The sequence below is a fragment of the Amycolatopsis sp. PSD-21 genome, assembly GCF_055561455.1.
On sequence record NZ_CM145712.1, the window covers coordinates 8,876,093 to 8,893,728 of the forward strand.

The following is a 17,636-nucleotide window of genomic DNA, read 5'->3' on the forward strand; positions in this document are numbered from 1 at the left end:
GCCAGCGGCACTATGTACGGCTCATGTCCACCGCCTCGTGCAGCCAGCCCGCCAGTGCCCGGCGGTCCATTCCACCGAACATCAGCCACCCTTCGGAAGGGGCGGCGTACAACACGAACCTCCCCAGATCGTTGTCGACGATCACGAAGCCGTAGTCCGGGTACTCGGCGTTCAGCCCGCCGAAGGCGACCAGGTCGAGGATCGCCGTGCCGGTCCGCGGACGGCTCAGCGTGTCGGCGACCAGGCCGACCTCCTCGTCCTGGCCGGGCAACGGCACGCCGTGCTCGTCGATCCTGATGCGCATCGGCTCGGTCTCACCGGCGGGAACGTGGGGGAGCCCGCCGAAGACGCGGGCGCCCAGCTCACCGAAATCGCTCAGGCTGAACGTGGTCCGCCGCCCCGACCTCATCCGCCAGACGACCGCCTGCTGCCCGTCGCCGTAGCAATCGACGCGTACCGAACGGGGCGCGGACGCGAAGACGCCGGTGAGGACGCCTCGCACCGAACCCCGCAGCATCACGCCGTGCATCCGGACCGCGGCCGGATGGATCTCGCCGTTCTCCATCAGCCCGGCCTCTTCGAGCATCGCCGCCTTGGCCGCGTACCGCTCGGCCTGGGTGACGAGATCCGCCGGCCCGTCGTAGGACGGGCACAGGCGGCGGATCTCGTCGTCGGTGATCTCCGGGTCGTAGCCCAGGTACACGCTCCGCCGCTCGGGCACGGCGCGCAGCACCGGCTCGGCGGCGCGCCTCATCAGTTCCTTCACGGTCGCCGGTTCACGCATGGTTCTGCACCGCCTTCACGATCCATTGCTCGGCCGTCGACCGGCTGGCCGGGCCCCAGGTGAGCGTCCAGCGGCCGTCGGCGTCCATCGCCGCGCTGAACTGGTACCGGCCGAGGTCGTTGTCCACCAGGCCGAACGCGCCGTGCGGATACTCGGCGAGGATGGCGTTCCGCACCGCGAGATCGACGAGGACCGTGCCGTGCCGCGGCCGCGAAGCCCCCTCGCGGATCACCTCGACGGCATCGCGCGCCCGCACCGGGATCAGCCCGCCCGCGTCCGTCTCGATGCGCACGGTCTCGCCGGTGCCGGGCGGATGGTCGGGCAGCCCGTCGAACACCCAGCCCGGCAGCGCGCTGAGGAATCCGGACCGCAGCCGCGCCCGCTTGCCGAGCTTGTTCAGCACCGTCGTGTAGTCCTCGTCGCCGAAGAACCGCACCTCCCACGGCTCCGCGCGCGACGGGAACACACCGGTCACCACGCCGCGGATGAACCCGCCGCGCAGCGCGCGATACAGCCCGACGGCCTCGGGCGTGACCTCACCGCCGGGGGCCAGCCCGATGGTCGCCATCCCGCTCACGAACCGGGTGTACTGCTCCACCTCCTCGGCCAGGGTGAGCCCTGGAGTCGGCTCCTCGTCGGCCAGCACCGGCGGCACGGCGAGCTCCGGGTCGTAGAACTCCATCACCGAGGGACGCTCCGGAACCTCGGCGGCCAGCGGGGCGATGATCTCGTCGATGACGTCGAAGACAGCGGTCGTTGAAGTGCTCACCTGACCATTGAACACCCTGGTACCGACAATTTTTAGAACTTTTGTTCGAACGGGTGAGGTCGTTCGGCGAGCGGTCGGTGAGCGGTTTCCGGTCGACAGTTTTGCTCGCCTGAGCTATTTTTTGCTCATGCAAGCAAAAGCGAAGACGTTCACCGAGAGTGCGAGACGCGCACAGATCGTGGCCGCGGCCATCGAGACGATCGCCGAGCTCGGCTACACCCGCGCGTCGTTCGCCCGGATCGCGAAACAGGCGAAGCTGTCGAGCACCGGACTCATCTCGTACCACTTCGCGAACAAGGAGGAACTCGTCCGCACGGTCCTCGAAGACGTCTTCCGCGAGATCGGCGCGTTCATGGCCGAGCGGATGAGCGAGCCCGCGTCCGCGAGCGAGGCGCTGCGGACGTACCTGGAGGCCAACCTCGAGTTCGCCGCCGCGCAGCCGACCCGGATGCGCGCACTGCTGAACATCTTTCTGGGCGGCGCCCTCGACTACGACCCGGCGAACGAGCGGGCGGCGCTGGAACCGGTCGAACGCATCCTGCGCTGGGGCCAGGAGTCGGGCGAGTTCCGCGAGTTCGACGTCCACGTGATGGCGACGACGATCCGGCGTTCGGTGGAGGGCCCGGTGTTCCTGCTCGCCGGAACGCCGGAGCCGGACCTCACCACCTACGCGGCCGAACTGGTGACCCTCTTCGATCTCGCGACCCGAAGGCAGTGATCCCGTGATCCGGCAGTGGGGTGTGGTGCTGCTCGAGGTCGTCGTGCCCGTCGCCGGGTACTACGTGCTTCGCGGCTTCGGCGTCGGCGCGCTGTTCGCGCTCGCCCTCTGCGCCCTGCCGACCGTGCTCTTCGTCCTCTACCGGGCGGTCCGGTGGCGGAAGATCGACACGCTCGCGATCTTCGTGCTGACGATCTTCGCGGTCAGCGCCGGCTTCTCCTTCGTCACCGGCAGCCCGCGGTTCATGCTGGCGAAGGCGGGCTGGGTCACCGGGGTGATCGGCGCCGGATTCCTCGTTTCGCTGCTGTTCTCCAGGCCGCTCGCGTACGGCATGGCCCGCTCGATGGTCGCGAAGAGCCGATTCGCGGACACCCTGCGCGTCCGCGATTGGGACGAGCTGTGGCCACGGCACGAGTGGTTCCGGCGGGCTCGGCGGGTCGCGACCGTCCTGTGGGGCGTTGCCCTGATCGCCGATGCCGCCGGGCGGGTCCTGCTGGCGTACACGCTGCCGGTGGACTCCGTTCCCGCCCTCGGCACCGCGCTGTACGGCGTCACGTTCGTCGCCGTGCAGGTACTGCAACACCTCTATTTCCGCCGCGTCGGGCTGTGGCGCCACCTCGCGGCCTCCTGAAAGGACCGCTCATGCATCTCCTGCTGGCCATCGTCACCGGTCTCCTCGCGATCGTCGCCCCCGCGGACCCGCTCGTCGTGCGCACCGACGCCGGCCCGGTCCGCGGCGTGGAATCCGGTCCGACCAGGACGTTCAACGGGATCAGGTTCGCCGCGCCACCCGTCGGCGAGGACCGCTGGAAGCCGCCGCGCCCGCCAGAACCGTGGAAGGACGTCGCCGACGCCACGAAACCCGGCCCCGCCTGCACCCAGTATCTGCCGGACAGCGCCGAGGACTGTCTCTTCCTGAACGTCACCGTGCCGCGTGACGCGGGCAACCGTCGCCTGCCGGTGCTCGTCTGGTTGCACGGCGGCGGTTACACGATGGACGCGGGCAGCCTCTACGGCGCGCAGCGGCTGGCGGATCAGGGCGACGTCGTCGTGGTCACGACGAACTACCGGCTCGGCGTCTTCGGCTACTTCGGCCTTCCCGGCCTCGCGGGTTCCGGCGATTTCGGGCTCATGGACCAGCTTTCCGCGTTGCGCTGGACCCAGCGCAACATCGCCGCGTTCGGCGGCGACCCGCGGAACGTCACGCTGGCGGGGCAGTCCGCGGGCGGGATGAGCACCTGCGCACTGCTCACCTCGCCCGCCGCGGCAGGCCTGTTCCACAAGGCCGCGATCATGTCCGGCTCCTGCCTGCTGAACTGGCCTCCCGGCGGTCTCATCCCGAATCAGCCCGCGCAGACCCCGTACTCGCCGCTCGTCAAGACCGAAGCCGACGGCGCCGCGATGGCCGCGAGCCACGGCTGCGAGGGCCCGGACGCGCTCGGCTGCCTGCGTCGTCTCCCGGCCGCGGAGTTGCTGAAGGACCACCAGTCCTTCGCCAATCATCTGACCTACGGGACGCAGCTGCTCCCGCTCGACCCCGCGAAAGCCGTGCGGCGGGGCGCTTTCCACCGGGTGCCGGTGCTTTCGGGCGGCACGCACGACGAGATGCGAGCGTTCATCGCCGGTGTCGAGAAGCTCAAGCCGATCACCGAGGAGCGCTATCAGGAGTTCCTGCACAAGACGTTCGGCGAGCACGCGGACGAGGTCGCGGCCGAATACCCGTCGCGCAACCACCTTTCGCCCGCCCTGGCCTGGGCGACGGTCACCACGGACCGGTCATGGGCCTGCCCGACGGCCGAGGGGAACAGGCTGTTTTCCCGGCGAACTCCGTTGTATGCCTACGAGTTTGACGACAAGAACGCGCCCAACGTCAACGGCAACGACGTGCCCACGGTGCCGCACGGCGCGGCGCACGCCCTCGATCTGGTCTATCTGTTCGAGCTCAGCGGGGTCGAAAAGTCGCTGGACGAGGGACAGAAGCGCCTTTCGGAGCAGATGATCGCGTACTGGACCACGTTCATGCGCACGGGTGACCCGAACTCGCCAGGGTCACCCCGCTGGGATCGGGACGTCGTGCTGTCGCTCGCGCCGGACGCGATCCGTCCGGTCGCTCATGCGGCCGATCACCGGTGCGGCTTCTGGACGGGCCTTCACCCCTGACGAGCGTCGAACGGGCCGTTCCTTGCGAGATTTGCAGGGAACGGCCCGTTCATAGCGCTCAGGGAGCTACTTCGTTTTCGTGGCCGTCGAGCGTGTCGAGGGCTTCTTCGCCGCCGCGGTCTTGGTCGCCGCCGTCTTGGTCGTGGCGGTCTTCTTGGCAGCGGTCGTCTTGGTGGCCGTCGTCTTCGACGCCGCCGTCTTCCGCGCCGGAGCCTTGCGCTTGGGCGCCGGCCCCTTCGCGCGCTTCTCCGCCAGCAGTTCGGCGGCGCGCTCGGCGGTCAGCTCCTCGATGCTGTCGGACTTCCGCAGCGTCGCGTTGTACTCGCCGTCGGTCACGTACGGACCGAAGCGGCCGTCCTTGACCACCATCGGCTTACCGGACACCGGGTCGTCGCCCAGTTCCTTGAGCGGCGGCTTCGCGGTCGCGGACCGGCCACGCTGCTTAGGCTCCGAGTAGATCTTCAGCGCCTCTTCGAGCGTGATCGAGAACAGCTGGTCCTCGGTCGTGAGCGAACGCGAGTCCGTGCCCTTCTTCAGGTACGGCCCGTAGCGCCCGTTCTGCGCGGTGATCTCGTCGCCGGATTCCGGGTCCTTGCCGACCACGCGCGGCAGCGAGAGCAGCTTCAGCGCGTCTTCGAGGGTCATCGTCTCGATCGACATCGACTTGAACAGTGAGCCCGTCCGCGGCTTCGGCTGCTTCGCCTTGGCTGCCTTCTTCTGCGCGGCCGTCGCGCCTTCGGGCAGCGGCTCCGGCTCGGGCAGGAGCTCGGTGACGTACGGGCCGAAGCGGCCTTCCTTCGCCACGATCTCGTGTCCGCTGACCGGGTCCTTGCCGAGAACACGGCCTTCCTGCGGCGTCGCGAACAGCTTCTCCGCGATCTCCTTGGTCAGCTCGTCCGGCGGCAGGTCCTCGGGCAGGTTCGCCCGCTGCGACGTCCCGTCGACCTCGCGCTCGAGGTACGGGCCGTAGCGGCCGACACGCACGACGACGGTGTGCCCGTCGGCGTCGGTGAACAGGGGGATCGAGTTGATCTCGCGGGCGTCGATGTCCTCGACACCCGAGCCGACCAGCTTCTTCAGCCCGCCGAGACGGCCGACCGAACCGTCGACACCCATGTCGCCACCGAAGTAGAACTTCGACAGCCACTGCGTGCGGTGCTCGTCACCGGCGGCGATGCGGTCGAGCTCGTCCTCCATACCGGCGGTGAAGTCGTAGTCGACCAGCCGCTCGAAGTGCCGCTCCATCAGGCCGATCACGGCGAACGCGACCCAGGACGGCACCAGCGCGGAACCCTTCTTCCACACGTAGCCGCGGTCCTGGATGGTCTTGATGATCGACGCGTACGTCGACGGGCGGCCGATGCCCAGCTCTTCGAGCTTGCTGACCAGGCTCGGCTCCGAGTACCGCGCCGGCGGCGACGTGGTGTGCCCGTCCGGGCTCAGCTCGGTCGCGGTCAGCGCCTGGTCCTTGACCAGCTGCGGGAGACGGCTCTGCTTGTCGTCCGCCTCGCCACCGCTCTCGGTGTCGACGGCCTCGACGTACGCCTTGAGGAACCCGGCGAAGGTGATCGTGCGGCCCGACGAGGCAAACGTGACCTCCTCGCCGCTGGTGGCGGTGCCGACGATGCGCACCGACATCGTGGTGCCCTTCGCGTCCGCCATCTGCGACGCGATCGTGCGCTGCCAGATCATCTCGTAAAGGCGGTACTCGTCGGTGTCCAGATCCTTCGCGACCTGGCCCGGCGTGCGGAAGACCTCGCCCGAAGGACGGATCGCCTCGTGGGCCTCCTGCGCGTTCTTCACCTTGCGGGTGTACTGGCGCGGCGACGGCGAGACGTACTCCTTGCCGTACAGCTGCGTCGCCTGGCTGCGCGCCGCCGAGATCGCCGACTCCGACAGCGTCGTGGAGTCGGTACGCATATAAGTGATGTACCCGTTCTCGTACAGCTTCTGCGCGATCCGCATGGTGCGCTCGGAGGTGAACCGCAGCTTGCGGCCCGCCTCCTGCTGCAGAGTCGAGGTCATGAAGGGCGCGTACGGCTTCCGCGTGTAAGGCTTCTCCTCGACGCTCGCGACCTTGAAGTCGCGGTTCTTCAGGGCCTCGGCCAGCCGGACCGCGTCGGCCTCGGCCAGCACGCGGATCTCGGTGTTCGATGAGGTGCCGGTCTTGAGCTGCCCGTCCGAGCCGAAGTCACGGCCGGTGGCCAGGCGCGCGCCGTCGACGGCGATCATCCTGGCCGGGAAGTTGCGCGGCGACGCGTCGGCGCCCGCGTCCATCGTGGCGGAGATGTCCCAGTACGACGCCGAGGTGAAGCGCATGCGCTCGCGCTCCCGCTCGACCACGATCCTGGTCGCGACGGACTGCACGCGGCCCGCCGAAAGCTTCGGCATGACCTTCTTCCACAGCACGGGCGAGACCTCGTAGCCGTAGAGCCGGTCCAGGATGCGGCGGGTCTCCTGCGCGTCGACCAGGTCGCCGTCGAGCTCGCGGGTGCTGTCGGCCGCGGCGCGGATCGCCTGCTCGGTGACCTCGTGGAAGACCATCCGGCGCACCGGGACCTTCGGCTTGAGGGTCTCCAGCAGATGCCACGCGATGGCTTCGCCCTCGCGGTCGGGGTCCGTGGCGAGGTAGAGCTCGTCGACGTCCTTCAGCAGGCCCTTCAGCTCCGTGACCTTGGACTTCTTGTCCGGCGTGACGACGTAGAGCGCCTTGAAGTCGTTGTCGACGTCGACACCCAGCCGCGCCCAAGACTCGCCCTTGTACTGGGCGGGGACGTCGGCCGCGCCGCGAGGGAGGTCGCGGATGTGTCCGACGGAGGACTCCACGACGTAGTTACCGCCGAGGTACGGGGCGATCTTGCGGGCCTTGGTCGGCGACTCGACGATCACCAGCCGACGACGGCCCGCGCCGTCGTCCGACGCCGCGGTCTTCTTCGTCCGTGCTCCTGCCACGCTGTCCTGCTCTCCGCTCATCTTCGGCGCCTTCGCGCCGCCTCTCGACCCGTCAGTGTGCACGCTCGCACCGCCCGGACCACGGCTAGGTGGTGCAACACGCCGCCGATCGTGTGTCCAGCGCATCGCCGCTGACCTCGTCGATGTTTCCTTTCAACACCTAGCACGTGATGTCGGACACGTCCGCCTGGGGTCCCGCGTGACGGGGCGAACACCCTCCGTTCGACGGTGGTGGCTCACCTCCCGCCAACGCTTCACTTGATGTCCACGCCGACCCGAAAGGACTCCACGTGACCCGACGACTCCTCGGCACACTGTTCGCCATGCTGACCGCGTCCGCCCTGGTCGGCATCGCGCCGGCGCACGCGGCCACGAACACCTTCGCCGGAACCGTGGCGTTGTCGAACTGCTCCGGGTCGGTGGTCAAACCGCCCGAGGCGAGCCTCGACGACCCGGCCCTCGTCCTGTCCAACGGGCATTGCCTGCAAGAAGGTTTCCCGGACCCCGGGGAAGTAATCGTCGACAAGCCGTCCACGCGGACCTTCAGCCTGCTGTCCAAGGACGGCCGTTCCTCGCTCGGCACGCTCAAGGCCAAGAAGCTGCTCTACGCGACGATGACCGACACCGACGTCTCGCTCTACCAGCTCGACACCAGCTACGCCAAGATCAAGTCGGCCTACGGTATCGCCCCGCTGACGCTCTCGCCGACCCGTCCGTCGGCGGGTATCGCGATGGACGTGGTGTCGGGTTACTGGAAGAAGATCTACTCCTGCAACGTCGACGGCTTCGTCCACGAACTGCGCGAGGCGAACTGGGTCTGGAAGGACTCGATCAGGTACACCTCGGCGTGCAAGACGATCGGCGGGACCTCGGGGTCGCCGATCATCGAGACCGCCACGGGGAAGGTCGTCGGCGTCAACAACACCGGCAACGAGAGCGGCCAGCGGTGCACGATGAACAACCCGTGCGAGGTCGACGCGGCCGGGAAGGTGACCGTGCGGAAGGGCATCAACTACGGGCAGCAGACCTACCAGCTGACCTCCTGTCTCTCCCACAGTGAACTGGACCTTTCGAACCCGGACTGCCGGGCTCCGAAACCCTGACCGCCTGACCCTCGCGCACCGACGAGGTCACGTGATCGACCGGACGACACGCGTGACTGGATGGACGACACGAGCGCGGCCGGGGCTTCTTGCCTCGTGAGTGGTGAGGACGGTTAGAACCGTCCTCACCACTCACGAGCGTCAGACGGCGCGCACCACGGGCACCAGGCTCGGCCAAGCGGGCTCGGCACCCGCCGGCGCGTCTCCGATCAGCTCCAGCACGTGCGCGAGCCGCCTCCGGCCGGTGACCCGCAGCAGCGCCTCTTCACCTTTCTGCACCTTCGCCGGGACGCCCAGCTGGGCCAGCGCCGTGATCAGCCGCTCATGCGTCTCCGGCGCCTCCGGATCCAGCGCGAGCAGGTAGCCGTTGCCCTGCGGACTGCCCGCCGCCAGCGCCCACATCCTCAACATGGCCCCATCGAGCCGGAAGCCCTCCGGCAGGACCTTCTCTTCACCACGGTTCCAGCGCTGCTCAAGTGGCAGCAGATCGACCCGGAACGGCGTTCTCACGAGCGGCCGCCCGCATTCGGCGGCCGAGACCTGCGCCTCCGCGCCGCGACGACGGCATTCCCTGGCGAGGGCACCCGCCCGCCACGGCTCGTCGACCACGGCGGACAGCCGCGCGGCCGTCCGCCCGAAACCCGTCATCCGCCCGGGCCCGCACAGCACTCCGGCGAGGTCGGCGAGCCCCGGCCCGCTCGCCTCCGCCGAGAAGAGCGAGATCGTCCCGTCCACCCGGACAGAATAGAACACAAGTTCGACTCATGGCCAGTGATGAGGCGGTGACTCAGCGAGGTTGTTTGACCAAATCCTGGCAATTCGGGATCCGGCTGCTCGCCGCGGCGAGCTGAGGGACGTCGTTAAGGCCCCTGAGGAGGTCGAGGCGGTCTAGTTCATCGAGGGACGTCCTCGCGTCGCGAAGCGCCGTTTTCGTCGCTTCGGGGTCGCTTGAGGAGTCGAGGCGGTGGCGGACGTCGTCGGCGCGGGCCCGGATGCCGTCGAGCTGGGCGACGGCGGACGTGCGCGCGGAGTCACCGCCCGCGACCGGCGCCGGCCCGAGGTTCGCCATGGCGGCGGAGGTCCGGTCCAGCCCTTCGACGACCGAGGCCATCAGTTCGCTGGAGGTACGGGAAGCCTGCTCTGGCGTGCTCGGATCGACGCTGGGCAGCGTCGCCAGCGTCCGGACGAGGCCGCCCGCCGCGCCGCAGTACCCCTCCGTCCATGCGGAGGCGGGGTCGGCCTCCGACGCGCTGACCGTCGCGAGACCTTCTTGTCTGGCGTGGGAAGTCACCGCGGGCTGCTGCCCGCACCCGGCGAGGCCGAGTCCGATACCTGTTGCTAGCGCGGCAAGGACGGTGAACCGCGGCCGCACGAAAACACCTCCCGACCTGACGACTTCCCGGCTGGCCCCCGACGGTACCGATACCGGGGGGCAATGCAAATCAACGCGACGCCGAAGAACGGTCAGGAAGGCAGCTTCTTGCAGTTCGGGGCCTGTGCGGCCAGCGTTTTCAACGAAACGTTCGTTTCCAGCTGCTGGAACGGGTCGGGCATGTCGTTGATGTCGGCTCCGATTCGCCGGAAGGAGACCGCGGCGGCCGCAACGGCGGCCTTGTCGTCCTTCGGTGCCGCGTCGAGGGCGGACTTCGCGGCGAGCACCTTGTCCCGGATGGGCGTCAGCGTGTCGACGATGCTCTTGCGCGCCGCGTCGGCTTCCGCGCTCGGCGCCTGGCCGAGCTTCCCCAATCCGGTGACCGCGTTGTCGAACCCGGGCGCGAACACCCCGAAGGCCTCGTCCATCGCCTTCCGCGCACTGACGACGTCGTCCTGCTCGAAGTCGGGCAGCCGGAAATCGCCGATCTTGGCGAAGTCGATCAGCGAACCGCAGAAACCGTCCATCCAGGAACTCCCGGCCGCGGGGGCGGGAGAAGAAGGAGAAGGAGCGGCCGTCCGCTCGGCGCCACCACAGCCCGCCAGCAGGAAAACGGCGGCGAACAGGACGATCGGACGCCTCATGGCAGGGACTCCCCCGGATCGGATCGGCGTGACGGGCAGACATTAGCCTGCGCCGGACAGACGCCGGGCCCGCCACGAAAAGATCGTGGCGGGCCCGGCGGTAAAGAAACCGCTACGCCTTCGTTTGCGCGGGGGTCTCGGAAAGAACCGACTCGCGACGCTTGGAGACCACGATCGCCGCGACGATGATCGCGACGGCGACCAGCGAGATCGCGATGCGGATGCCGACGTTCGCGTCCGCGCCGATCGAGAACTGCACGACCGCCGGGGCGATCAGCACCGACACCAGGTTCATCACCTTGATCAGCGGGTTGATCGCGGGACCGGCGGTGTCCTTGAACGGGTCACCCACGGTGTCACCGATGATGGTGGCCTCGTGCGCGTCCGACCCCTTGCCGCCGTGGCTTCCGTCCTCCACGAGCTTCTTCGCGTTGTCCCAGGCGCCACCGGAGTTGGCGAGGAAGATCGCCATCAGGGTGCCGGAAGCGATCGCGCCGGCCAGGTAACCGGCGAGCGCGCCGGTGCCGAGGCCGAAGCCGACCGCGATGGGGGCGAAGACCGCGAGCAGACCGGGCGTGGTCAGCTCACGCAGCGAGTCGCGCGTGACGATGTCGACGACCCGGCCGTACTCGGGACGGGTGGTGCCCTCCATGATCCCCGGGATGTCGCGGAACTGGCGGCGCACCTCGTAGACGACCGCGCCGGCGGCACGGGACACCGCGTTGACCGCGAGACCGGAGAACAGGAACACGACCGCCGCACCGATGATGACACCGACCAGGGTGTTCGGGCTGACTACTTCGTTGACGAAGAAGTTCAGCGCGGACGCGCTGGCCTGCGCCGCCTCCGGGATCGACTTCAGCGCCTTGCTGATCGCGTCCTGATAGGACCCGAACAGCGCCGTCGCCGCGAGGACCGCCGTGGCGATCGCGATGCCCTTGGTGATGGCCTTGGTGGTGTTGCCGACCGCGTCGAGTTCGGTGAGGATCTGCGCCGCGTCCTCGTCGACGTCGCCCGACATCTCGGCGATGCCCTGCGCGTTGTCCGAAATCGGGCCGAAGGTGTCCATCGCGACGATGACGCCGACCGTGGTGAGCAGACCGGTACCGGCCAGCGCCACGGCGAACAGCGCGACGCCGCCACCGAGCAGGTACGCGCCGAACACGGCCGCGCTGATGACCAGCGCGGTGTACACGGCGGACTCGAAACCGACCGAGATACCGGCCAGGATCACCGTCGCCGCACCGGTTTCCGAAGACTTGCCGACCTCCTTGACCGGCTTGTGCTCGGTGCCGGTGTAGTAGCCGGTGAGCTTGAGGATGACCGCCGCGAGCACGATGCCGATGAGCACCGAGATGGTCGCGATCAGCGCCGGGTTGCCGGGCTCGCTGGTGGCACCGCTGGTCAGCTCGGAGAACGAACCGGGCAGGTAGACGAACGCGGCGATCGTCGAGAGCACCGCGGAAATCCCCGCGGAGATGTAGAACGAGCGGTTGATCGTGACCAGGCCGCCTTCACCCGCCTTGGCCTTGGTGATGTAGACACCGATGACCGCGGTGATCACGCCGATGGCGGGAACGATGAGCGGGAAGATCAGGCCGTGCACGCCGAAGGCCGTGCTACCCAGGATCAGCGCCGCGACGAGCATGACCGCGTACGACTCGAAGAGGTCCGCCGCCATCCCGGCGCAGTCGCCCACGTTGTCACCGACGTTGTCGGCGATGGTGGCCGCGTTGCGCGGGTCGTCCTCGGGGATGCCCTGCTCGACCTTGCCGACCAGGTCCGCGCCGACGTCGGCGGCCTTCGTGAAGATACCGCCGCCGACACGCATGAACATCGCGATCAGCGCGGCACCGAAACCGAAGCCCTCCAACACCTTCGGGGCCTGTCCGGTGTAGACGAGGACGACCACCGCGGCGCCGAAGAGGCCGAGACCGACGGTGATCATGCCGACGACGCCACCGGTGCGGAAGGCCAGGCGCATCGCCTTCTCGCGACCGCCCGCCTCGCGCGAAGCGGCCGCGACACGCAGGTTCGCCTGCGTCGCCAGCCACATGCCGAGATAGCCGATCGCGAAGGAGAATCCGGCACCGACCAAGAAGAAGATGGACCTGCCGATCTTCTCGTTCCAGTCATCGGCCGGCAAAGCGAAGAGCAGCACGAAAACGATCGCGCCGAAGATCGCGAGAGTGTTGCGCTGCCGTTTGAGATAGGCAGCCGCGCCTTCCTGCACTGCCTTCGCGATGTCCTGCATCTTGGAGGTGCCCTGGCCCGCGGCCAGGACCTCCTTCATCAGAACGTAGCCGATGACCAGTGCGGCAAGGGCGACCACGGCGATCACACCGACGATGGTGTAACCACCTCCGGAGAGCGTGAGTTCGCCCTCCGCGAGGAACTGCCGGGACATTCGTCCTCCTGGAGACGTCGCCGTTGGCCAACGACGATCCGCCGATGGAGCCGGCGTTCCGACGTTGGCATGGGGAGCTGAGCCGAACGTCACGCTAGTCGCACTGCAAGGCACGTCTCACATGACGCTCGCCACAGACGGTGTGGATTGCGGGAGTGTATTGGTAGTGGGATGGCGGGCGGCAAGGCGTCCCCGCCACCGTACGTTCCGTAATCTTGTGAGGCTGGTCACTGTATCGATCATCAGCGGCCGCTTCCAGTGCCTGTTCCGTCCGGCGGCGGACCGTTTCTGTCGGTGCGCTGTGCGAAGCTTCCGAAGGTGGACGGCACGGTGCGATCCGGCAAGGGCCGGCGGCTTCTCGACCGCGCGACGGCGGGGATCCCGGCTTCGCTGTACCCGGTCACCCATGTGGCCGAGCTGCCGGCTCGTCCGGCGGATTTCGTCGACTGGCCGGATTGGGTAGCGGGTCCCGTCGTCGAGGCGCTGAAGGCGCACGGGGTCGAGGCGCCATGGCGGCATCAGGCGGAAGCCGCGTCCTTGGTCCGCGAAGGCGAGCACGTCGTGATCTCGACAGGCACCGCGTCGGGCAAGTCGCTCGCGTACCAGCTGCCGGTGCTCTCGGCACTGGTCGAGGACGAGCGGGCCACGGCGCTGTACCTGTCGCCGACCAAGGCGCTCGGCGCCGATCAGTTGCGCGCGGTGTCCTCTTTGGACATCAAAAAGGCGCGGGCGGCGTCGTTCGACGGCGACACCCCGATGGAGGAGCGGGACTGGGTCCGCGCACACGCGAACTGGGTGTTCACGAACCCGGACATGCTGCACCGCGGGATCCTCTCGTCGCACGCGCGCTGGTCCCGGTTCTTCCGGCGGCTCTCGTTCGTCGTCGTCGACGAGTGCCACAGCTACCGCGGGGTCTTCGGTTCCCATGTGGCGCTGCTGTTGCGCAGGCTGCGAAGGGTCGCGGCGTACTACGGTGCTTCGCCGGTCTTCGTCCTCGCGTCCGCGACGACGGCGGATCCGGCGGCGTTCGCGTCGAAGCTCACGGGGCAGGACTGCGTCCCGGTCACCGAGGACGGCTCGCCGCGCGGCGCCCGCACGGTCGCGTTGTGGGAACCCCCGCTGCTGTCGGAACTCTCGGGTGAGAACGGGGCACCGGTGCGGCGCTCGGCGGGCGCCGAGGCTGCCCGGATCCTCGCCGAACTGGTCATCGAAGGCGCTCGCTCGCTGGCGTTCGTCCGGTCGCGGCGAGGCGCCGAGCTGACCGCGCTCGGCGCCAGGCGGATTCTGTCCGAAGTGGACGGTTCGCTGGCGGAATCCGTCGCCGCGTACCGCTCCGGGTATCTGCCGGAGGAACGGCGAGCCCTCGAAGCGGCGCTGCTGTCCGGGCGGTTGCTCGGTGTCGCGACGACGAACGCGCTCGAACTCGGGGTCGACATCGCCGGGCTGGACGCGGTGGTGCTGGCGGGCTATCCGGGCACGCTCGCGTCGTTCTGGCAGCAGGCCGGCCGGGCCGGGCGCGCCGGCGACGCGGCACTGGTCGTCTTCGTGGCCCGCGACGACCCGCTGGACACCTATCTCGTGCACCATCCGGCCGCGATCCTGGACCGCCCGGTGGAGGCCGCCGTCCTCGACCCGTCGAATCCGTACGTGCTCGGGCCGCAGCTGGCGTGCGCCATCGCCGAACTCCCGCTGACCGAGCCGGAGGTCGCGGCCTTCGGCGGGGACCCGGCGCGCGCCGTGCTCGCCGACCTGGTCAAGGAGAAGATCGTCCGCCGCCGCACGAGCGGCTGGTACTGGACCTCGCGCGACCGGCCACACGCCGAGGTCGGCATCCGGGGGTCCGGCGGCGAGCAGATCGCGGTGGTGGAAGCCGATTCCGGCCGGATGCTCGGCACGGTCGACCCGGGTTCAGCCTGCTACGCGGTCCATCCCGGTGCGGTGTACCTGCACCAGGGTTCGTCCTATGTGGTCGACGAACTGGATCTGGAGACCGGGCTCGCCCTGGTGCACGCGGAGGATCCGGACTGGACCACGTCACCGCGCGAGATCGTCGACATCAGCGTGCTGCGCACCGAAGAGAAGCGAGTGCACGGCGGGGTCACGGTGAACCTCGGCGAGGTTTCGGTGAGCTCGCAAGTGGTCGGCTACTTGCGGAGACGTCCGTCCGGTGAGGTGCTGGACCAGACTCCGCTGGATCTGCCGGAGCAGAGCCTGCACACCCGTGCCGTCTGGTACACGATCTCGGCCGAGCTGCTCGGCGCGTCCGATGGCGTGGCGGGGACCGGGGGCCATCGGACGGGGACCGAAGCTCTGGAGCCGGTGGGGACCGGAGGCTCCAGGGTGGGGACCGAGGAACTTGGCGGGGCACCGGGGACGGGCGCCGAGTTGGATCCGGCGCGCGTCCCCGGTGCCCTGCATGCCGCCGAGCACGCGGCGATCGGCCTGCTACCGCTGTTCGCTACTTGCGACCGCTGGGACATTGGCGGGGTGTCGACCGCGTGGCACGAGGACACCGGGGAGGCGACGGTGTTCGTGCACGATGGCCATCCCGGGGGTGCGGGATTCGCCGACCGCGGATTTGCCGCGATTGTCCCTTGGCTGGCCGCAACGCGGGAGGCGATCGTTTCCTGCGAGTGCCCGGCCGGCTGCCCGTCCTGCGTCCAGTCGCCGAAGTGCGGGAACGGCAACGATCCGCTGGACAAGGCGGGGGCGGTGGCCGTTCTGGACACCGTGCTCGGGGCTTTGCGTCAGCACGGGTCCGTGTCCGGCCACGGGGTGGCTTGAAATTGTGGGTTGATCAGGCGGCGGTGCTGAGGCTCGCCACCGGGGCGACGGCCTGGCCACCGGCCAGCGCACGGACGAGCACGTCGTGCACGTCGGTGGCCTCGGGCAGCTGCCAGCCCCAGACCTCGGGCTTGACCCGCCAGTGCACGACACCGTGCTGGAACGGCGACGGGGGCAGCGGGATGTAGCCGTTCGCGCCGTGCCACTGGATCGAGGCCTGGTCGGCCAGTTCCCGCGGGATGCTCGTGGCGACGGTGGTGAGGAACAGCCAGCGGCCGTTCGGCATCGCGACGATCGGGGCGGGGTGACCGGTGGCGCGCAGCAGGCGGGCGGCGGCCTTGCCGAGTTCGTCGTCGACCTCGATGGCGTCGAGCACGGTGCCGGTGGCGACGAGCAGGCTGTGCGTGTCGTCGCCGAACCAGGTGGCGACCTCGTGGGGGTGGGTCTCGGTCAGTTCACGCCAGTTGTCCTGGGCCGGGACCGGACGCCGCCAGGTGAGGTCGTCACCGTCGGCGGTGAGCGCCGCGGGCTCGGCGCCCGGGAGCACCGGCCAGCCACGCCAGGCGAGACCGATCGCCTCCGCACGCATTTCGATGCGGAAGGCGCCCCGCCAGCTGTCCGGCCAATTCGCGTCCAACATTACTGTCCCTGCCTCAGGTCAACTCTGTCCTGTGTCTGTTCTCTGTCGCACCGGCCTCGGCGAACTTTTCGAAGTGGCGCACATCTCAATAAACGGCAAGTTGCACATCGGGAGAAGACCTCACGCGACAACCGGCGGTTACTTAGCGATGAACGCGCGGTAGTGCGACCGGACGGACCGAACACCGGACGTCCGGTTATCGGGCCCGCACGACCGGTATGAAGCCGTTCGTCGCAGCCGACCTGGGCTTCCCGCCTGCGTGACGGCGCTCGCGGTGAGCGGCGGGCGGCCGTTCGGCGGTGAGCTGATCATGGCTTCGACCGCTCGCCGCGCGTCAACGACCGCTGCTCGCGCCCAGCGGTTACTCGCGCGTACTACTCGCCGGTCACCGGCCGGCGACCGTTCACCGTGCGACCTCCGTCACGGCGACCGGTCGACCGGCCCCGCCCTGGCCCGCGCCTCCGCCCGTCCGGTGACCGCCGGCCGCCCCGAGGGCTCCGAGCGCACCTCGACCAGGGCGTCACCTCGTTCCCACCGGCAGGTCAGCAGCGTGACCGACATCCGGACGGCGACCTGCCGGGCCCGTTCGCAGGCCGCGGCGGGACCGTCCGACGCGTGCGAGGCCGCCGCGAGGGCCGCCAGATCCGCGGCGGCTTCGGCACGGTGCCGGGTCGTGACGGCGGCGCCGATCCAGAAAGCGATCGCGGCCGCGCAGACCAGGACCGCGACCATCGAGGCGGTCCACGCGGTCGCGACACCGCGATCGTCCGCGGTCACGGCCCGCTCCCCGGCTCGGCGACGGCGAAGGCGCTGGAGCGCAGCCGGATACCCGGCAGGAGCCCGGAGACCGGCTCGGCCTCGACGCCGGCCGTGATGGTGTCGCCTTCGCGGACGACGTCCAGCCGGGCGCCGGACGGCGCGATCTCCCGGACCGCCTGTTCGGCACGGGCGGGCTGGCCGCGGGCGAGGAGCCTGGCGGCCTCGCGGGCGGCGTCGGTGCAGCGGAGCTGATCGGACGCGACCCCGATCCCGGCGAGCAGCAGGGCCGAGACGAAGGTCAGAGCGCCGATGCCGAGCGCGGCCTCCACCGTGACGGAGCCGCGGTCGTCGCCGCGCATCAGAACTTCACCGACAGGGCCCGCTCGATGAGCGCGGTGAGCCCGGCTCGGACGGCTTCGCTTTCGATGACCACATAGAGGAGGGCCGCCAGCGCGGCGGCGGCGATGGTGGCGATGGCGTATTCGATCGTCGCCATGCCGTCGTCTTCGCGGAAGGTGGGGAGCTTGTTCAAGGGATTCGCCTT

Annotated in this window: 16 protein-coding genes; 5 read left to right on the plus strand and 11 right to left on the minus strand. The window is 69.2% G+C overall.

Annotation, left to right across the window (positions count from 1 at the left end; translation table 11 throughout):
* Positions 1-10: 10 nt before the first annotated feature.
* Together ACZ1DY_RS41780 and ACZ1DY_RS41785 are read right to left on the minus strand one after the other, a co-directional pair.
* A complete protein-coding gene (locus ACZ1DY_RS41780) occupies positions 11-784 on the minus strand; it encodes an ESX secretion-associated protein EspG (RefSeq protein WP_126730107.1) in 774 nt (257 codons plus the stop codon).
* Positions 777-1,568 carry an ESX secretion-associated protein EspG gene (locus ACZ1DY_RS41785; protein WP_465482998.1) on the minus strand — a complete coding sequence of 264 codons (792 nt, stop codon included), beginning with the start codon at positions 1,566-1,568 and terminating at the stop codon, positions 777-779. Before ACZ1DY_RS41785 ends, ACZ1DY_RS41780 begins: the two co-directional genes overlap by 8 nt.
* Positions 1,569-1,680: 112 nt before the next feature.
* Here ACZ1DY_RS41785 and ACZ1DY_RS41790 point away from each other — a divergent pair, with 112 nt between their 5' ends.
* Genes ACZ1DY_RS41790 through ACZ1DY_RS41800 form a run of 3 tightly spaced genes read left to right on the plus strand, consistent with a single transcriptional unit; the run spans position 1,681 to position 4,431 of the window.
* Entirely contained in the window at positions 1,681-2,271 is a 591-nt protein-coding gene (locus ACZ1DY_RS41790; RefSeq protein ID WP_257483202.1) for a TetR/AcrR family transcriptional regulator, read from the plus strand.
* A 4-nt stretch (positions 2,272-2,275) separates the two neighbouring features.
* Positions 2,276-2,902 (plus strand): VC0807 family protein, encoded by a 627-nt coding sequence (locus ACZ1DY_RS41795; protein WP_465482999.1) that lies wholly within the window; start codon positions 2,276-2,278, stop codon positions 2,900-2,902.
* An 11-nt stretch (positions 2,903-2,913) separates the two neighbouring features.
* Positions 2,914-4,431: a carboxylesterase/lipase family protein gene (locus ACZ1DY_RS41800; RefSeq protein ID WP_465483000.1), complete on the plus strand. Its 1,518-nt coding sequence runs from the start codon at positions 2,914-2,916 to the stop codon at positions 4,429-4,431.
* A gap of 66 nt (positions 4,432-4,497) precedes the next feature.
* Here the strand turns inward: ACZ1DY_RS41800 and topA are convergent, their stop codons facing one another.
* A complete protein-coding gene (gene topA, locus ACZ1DY_RS41805) occupies positions 4,498-7,404 on the minus strand; it encodes a type I DNA topoisomerase (RefSeq protein ID WP_257483205.1) in 2,907 nt (968 codons plus the stop codon).
* Between the two features lie 269 nt (positions 7,405-7,673).
* Between topA and ACZ1DY_RS41810 the strand changes: the two genes are divergently transcribed.
* Positions 7,674-8,486 (plus strand): S1 family peptidase, encoded by an 813-nt coding sequence (locus ACZ1DY_RS41810; RefSeq protein ID WP_465483001.1) that lies wholly within the window; start codon positions 7,674-7,676, stop codon positions 8,484-8,486.
* A 141-nt stretch (positions 8,487-8,627) separates the two neighbouring features.
* Here the strand turns inward: ACZ1DY_RS41810 and ACZ1DY_RS41815 are convergent, their stop codons facing one another.
* The 4 genes from ACZ1DY_RS41815 to ACZ1DY_RS41830 all read right to left on the minus strand — a co-directional run bounded on the left by ACZ1DY_RS41815 (position 8,628) and on the right by ACZ1DY_RS41830 (position 12,909).
* Positions 8,628-9,239 (minus strand): hypothetical protein, encoded by a 612-nt coding sequence (locus tag ACZ1DY_RS41815; protein ID WP_126730099.1) that lies wholly within the window; start codon positions 9,237-9,239, stop codon positions 8,628-8,630.
* A 34-nt stretch (positions 9,240-9,273) separates the two neighbouring features.
* On the minus strand, positions 9,274-9,858 hold the full coding sequence (locus ACZ1DY_RS41820; RefSeq protein WP_465483002.1) for a hypothetical protein: 585 nt from the start codon (positions 9,856-9,858) through the stop codon (positions 9,274-9,276).
* A 92-nt stretch (positions 9,859-9,950) separates the two neighbouring features.
* Positions 9,951-10,502 carry a hypothetical protein gene (locus ACZ1DY_RS41825; RefSeq protein WP_465483003.1) on the minus strand — a complete coding sequence of 184 codons (552 nt, stop codon included), beginning with the start codon at positions 10,500-10,502 and terminating at the stop codon, positions 9,951-9,953.
* Between the two features lie 112 nt (positions 10,503-10,614).
* Positions 10,615-12,909: a sodium-translocating pyrophosphatase gene (locus ACZ1DY_RS41830; RefSeq protein ID WP_257483210.1), complete on the minus strand. Its 2,295-nt coding sequence runs from the start codon at positions 12,907-12,909 to the stop codon at positions 10,615-10,617.
* A gap of 318 nt (positions 12,910-13,227) precedes the next feature.
* On the opposite strand from ACZ1DY_RS41830, the gene ACZ1DY_RS41835 reads away from it, so the two are divergent.
* A complete protein-coding gene (locus ACZ1DY_RS41835) occupies positions 13,228-15,693 on the plus strand; it encodes a DEAD/DEAH box helicase (protein WP_465483004.1) in 2,466 nt (821 codons plus the stop codon).
* Between the two features lie 13 nt (positions 15,694-15,706).
* On the opposite strand, the gene ACZ1DY_RS41840 is transcribed toward ACZ1DY_RS41835, so the two are convergent.
* The 4 genes from ACZ1DY_RS41840 to ACZ1DY_RS41855 form a co-directional block, all read right to left on the minus strand.
* Positions 15,707-16,333, minus strand: coding sequence for a bifunctional DNA primase/polymerase (locus ACZ1DY_RS41840; RefSeq protein ID WP_126730092.1), 627 nt, complete (start codon positions 16,331-16,333; stop codon positions 15,707-15,709).
* 420 nt (positions 16,334-16,753) lie between these two features.
* Positions 16,754-17,110 carry an Rv3654c family TadE-like protein gene (locus tag ACZ1DY_RS41845; RefSeq protein ID WP_465483005.1) on the minus strand — a complete coding sequence of 119 codons (357 nt, stop codon included), beginning with the start codon at positions 17,108-17,110 and terminating at the stop codon, positions 16,754-16,756.
* Entirely contained in the window at positions 17,107-17,451 is a 345-nt protein-coding gene (locus ACZ1DY_RS41850; protein ID WP_465483006.1) for a TadE family type IV pilus minor pilin, read from the minus strand. Before ACZ1DY_RS41850 ends, ACZ1DY_RS41845 begins: the two co-directional genes overlap by 4 nt.
* Positions 17,451-17,624: a DUF4244 domain-containing protein gene (locus ACZ1DY_RS41855; protein ID WP_465483007.1), complete on the minus strand. Its 174-nt coding sequence runs from the start codon at positions 17,622-17,624 to the stop codon at positions 17,451-17,453. Before ACZ1DY_RS41855 ends, ACZ1DY_RS41850 begins: the two co-directional genes overlap by 1 nt.
* Between the last annotated feature and the right edge of the window lie 12 nt (positions 17,625-17,636).

Excerpts from the sequence above, each read along its gene's own strand:
- topA (WP_257483205.1), bottom strand. The coding sequence starts at position 7,404 with ATGAGCGGAGAGCAGGACAGCGTGGCAGGAGCACGGACGAAGAAGACC.
- ACZ1DY_RS41780 (WP_126730107.1), bottom strand. The coding sequence starts at position 784 with ATGCGTGAACCGGCGACCGTGAAGGAACTGATGAGGCGCGCCGCCGAG.
- ACZ1DY_RS41825 (WP_465483003.1), bottom strand. The coding sequence starts at position 10,502 with ATGAGGCGTCCGATCGTCCTGTTCGCCGCCGTTTTCCTGCTGGCGGGC.
- ACZ1DY_RS41850 (WP_465483006.1), bottom strand. The coding sequence starts at position 17,451 with ATGCGCGGCGACGACCGCGGCTCCGTCACGGTGGAGGCCGCGCTCGGC.
- ACZ1DY_RS41790 (WP_257483202.1), top strand. The coding sequence starts at position 1,681 with ATGCAAGCAAAAGCGAAGACGTTCACCGAGAGTGCGAGACGCGCACAG.
- ACZ1DY_RS41800 (WP_465483000.1), top strand. The coding sequence starts at position 2,914 with ATGCATCTCCTGCTGGCCATCGTCACCGGTCTCCTCGCGATCGTCGCC.
- ACZ1DY_RS41840 (WP_126730092.1), bottom strand. The coding sequence starts at position 16,333 with ATGTTGGACGCGAATTGGCCGGACAGCTGGCGGGGCGCCTTCCGCATC.
- ACZ1DY_RS41830 (WP_257483210.1), bottom strand. The coding sequence starts at position 12,909 with ATGTCCCGGCAGTTCCTCGCGGAGGGCGAACTCACGCTCTCCGGAGGT.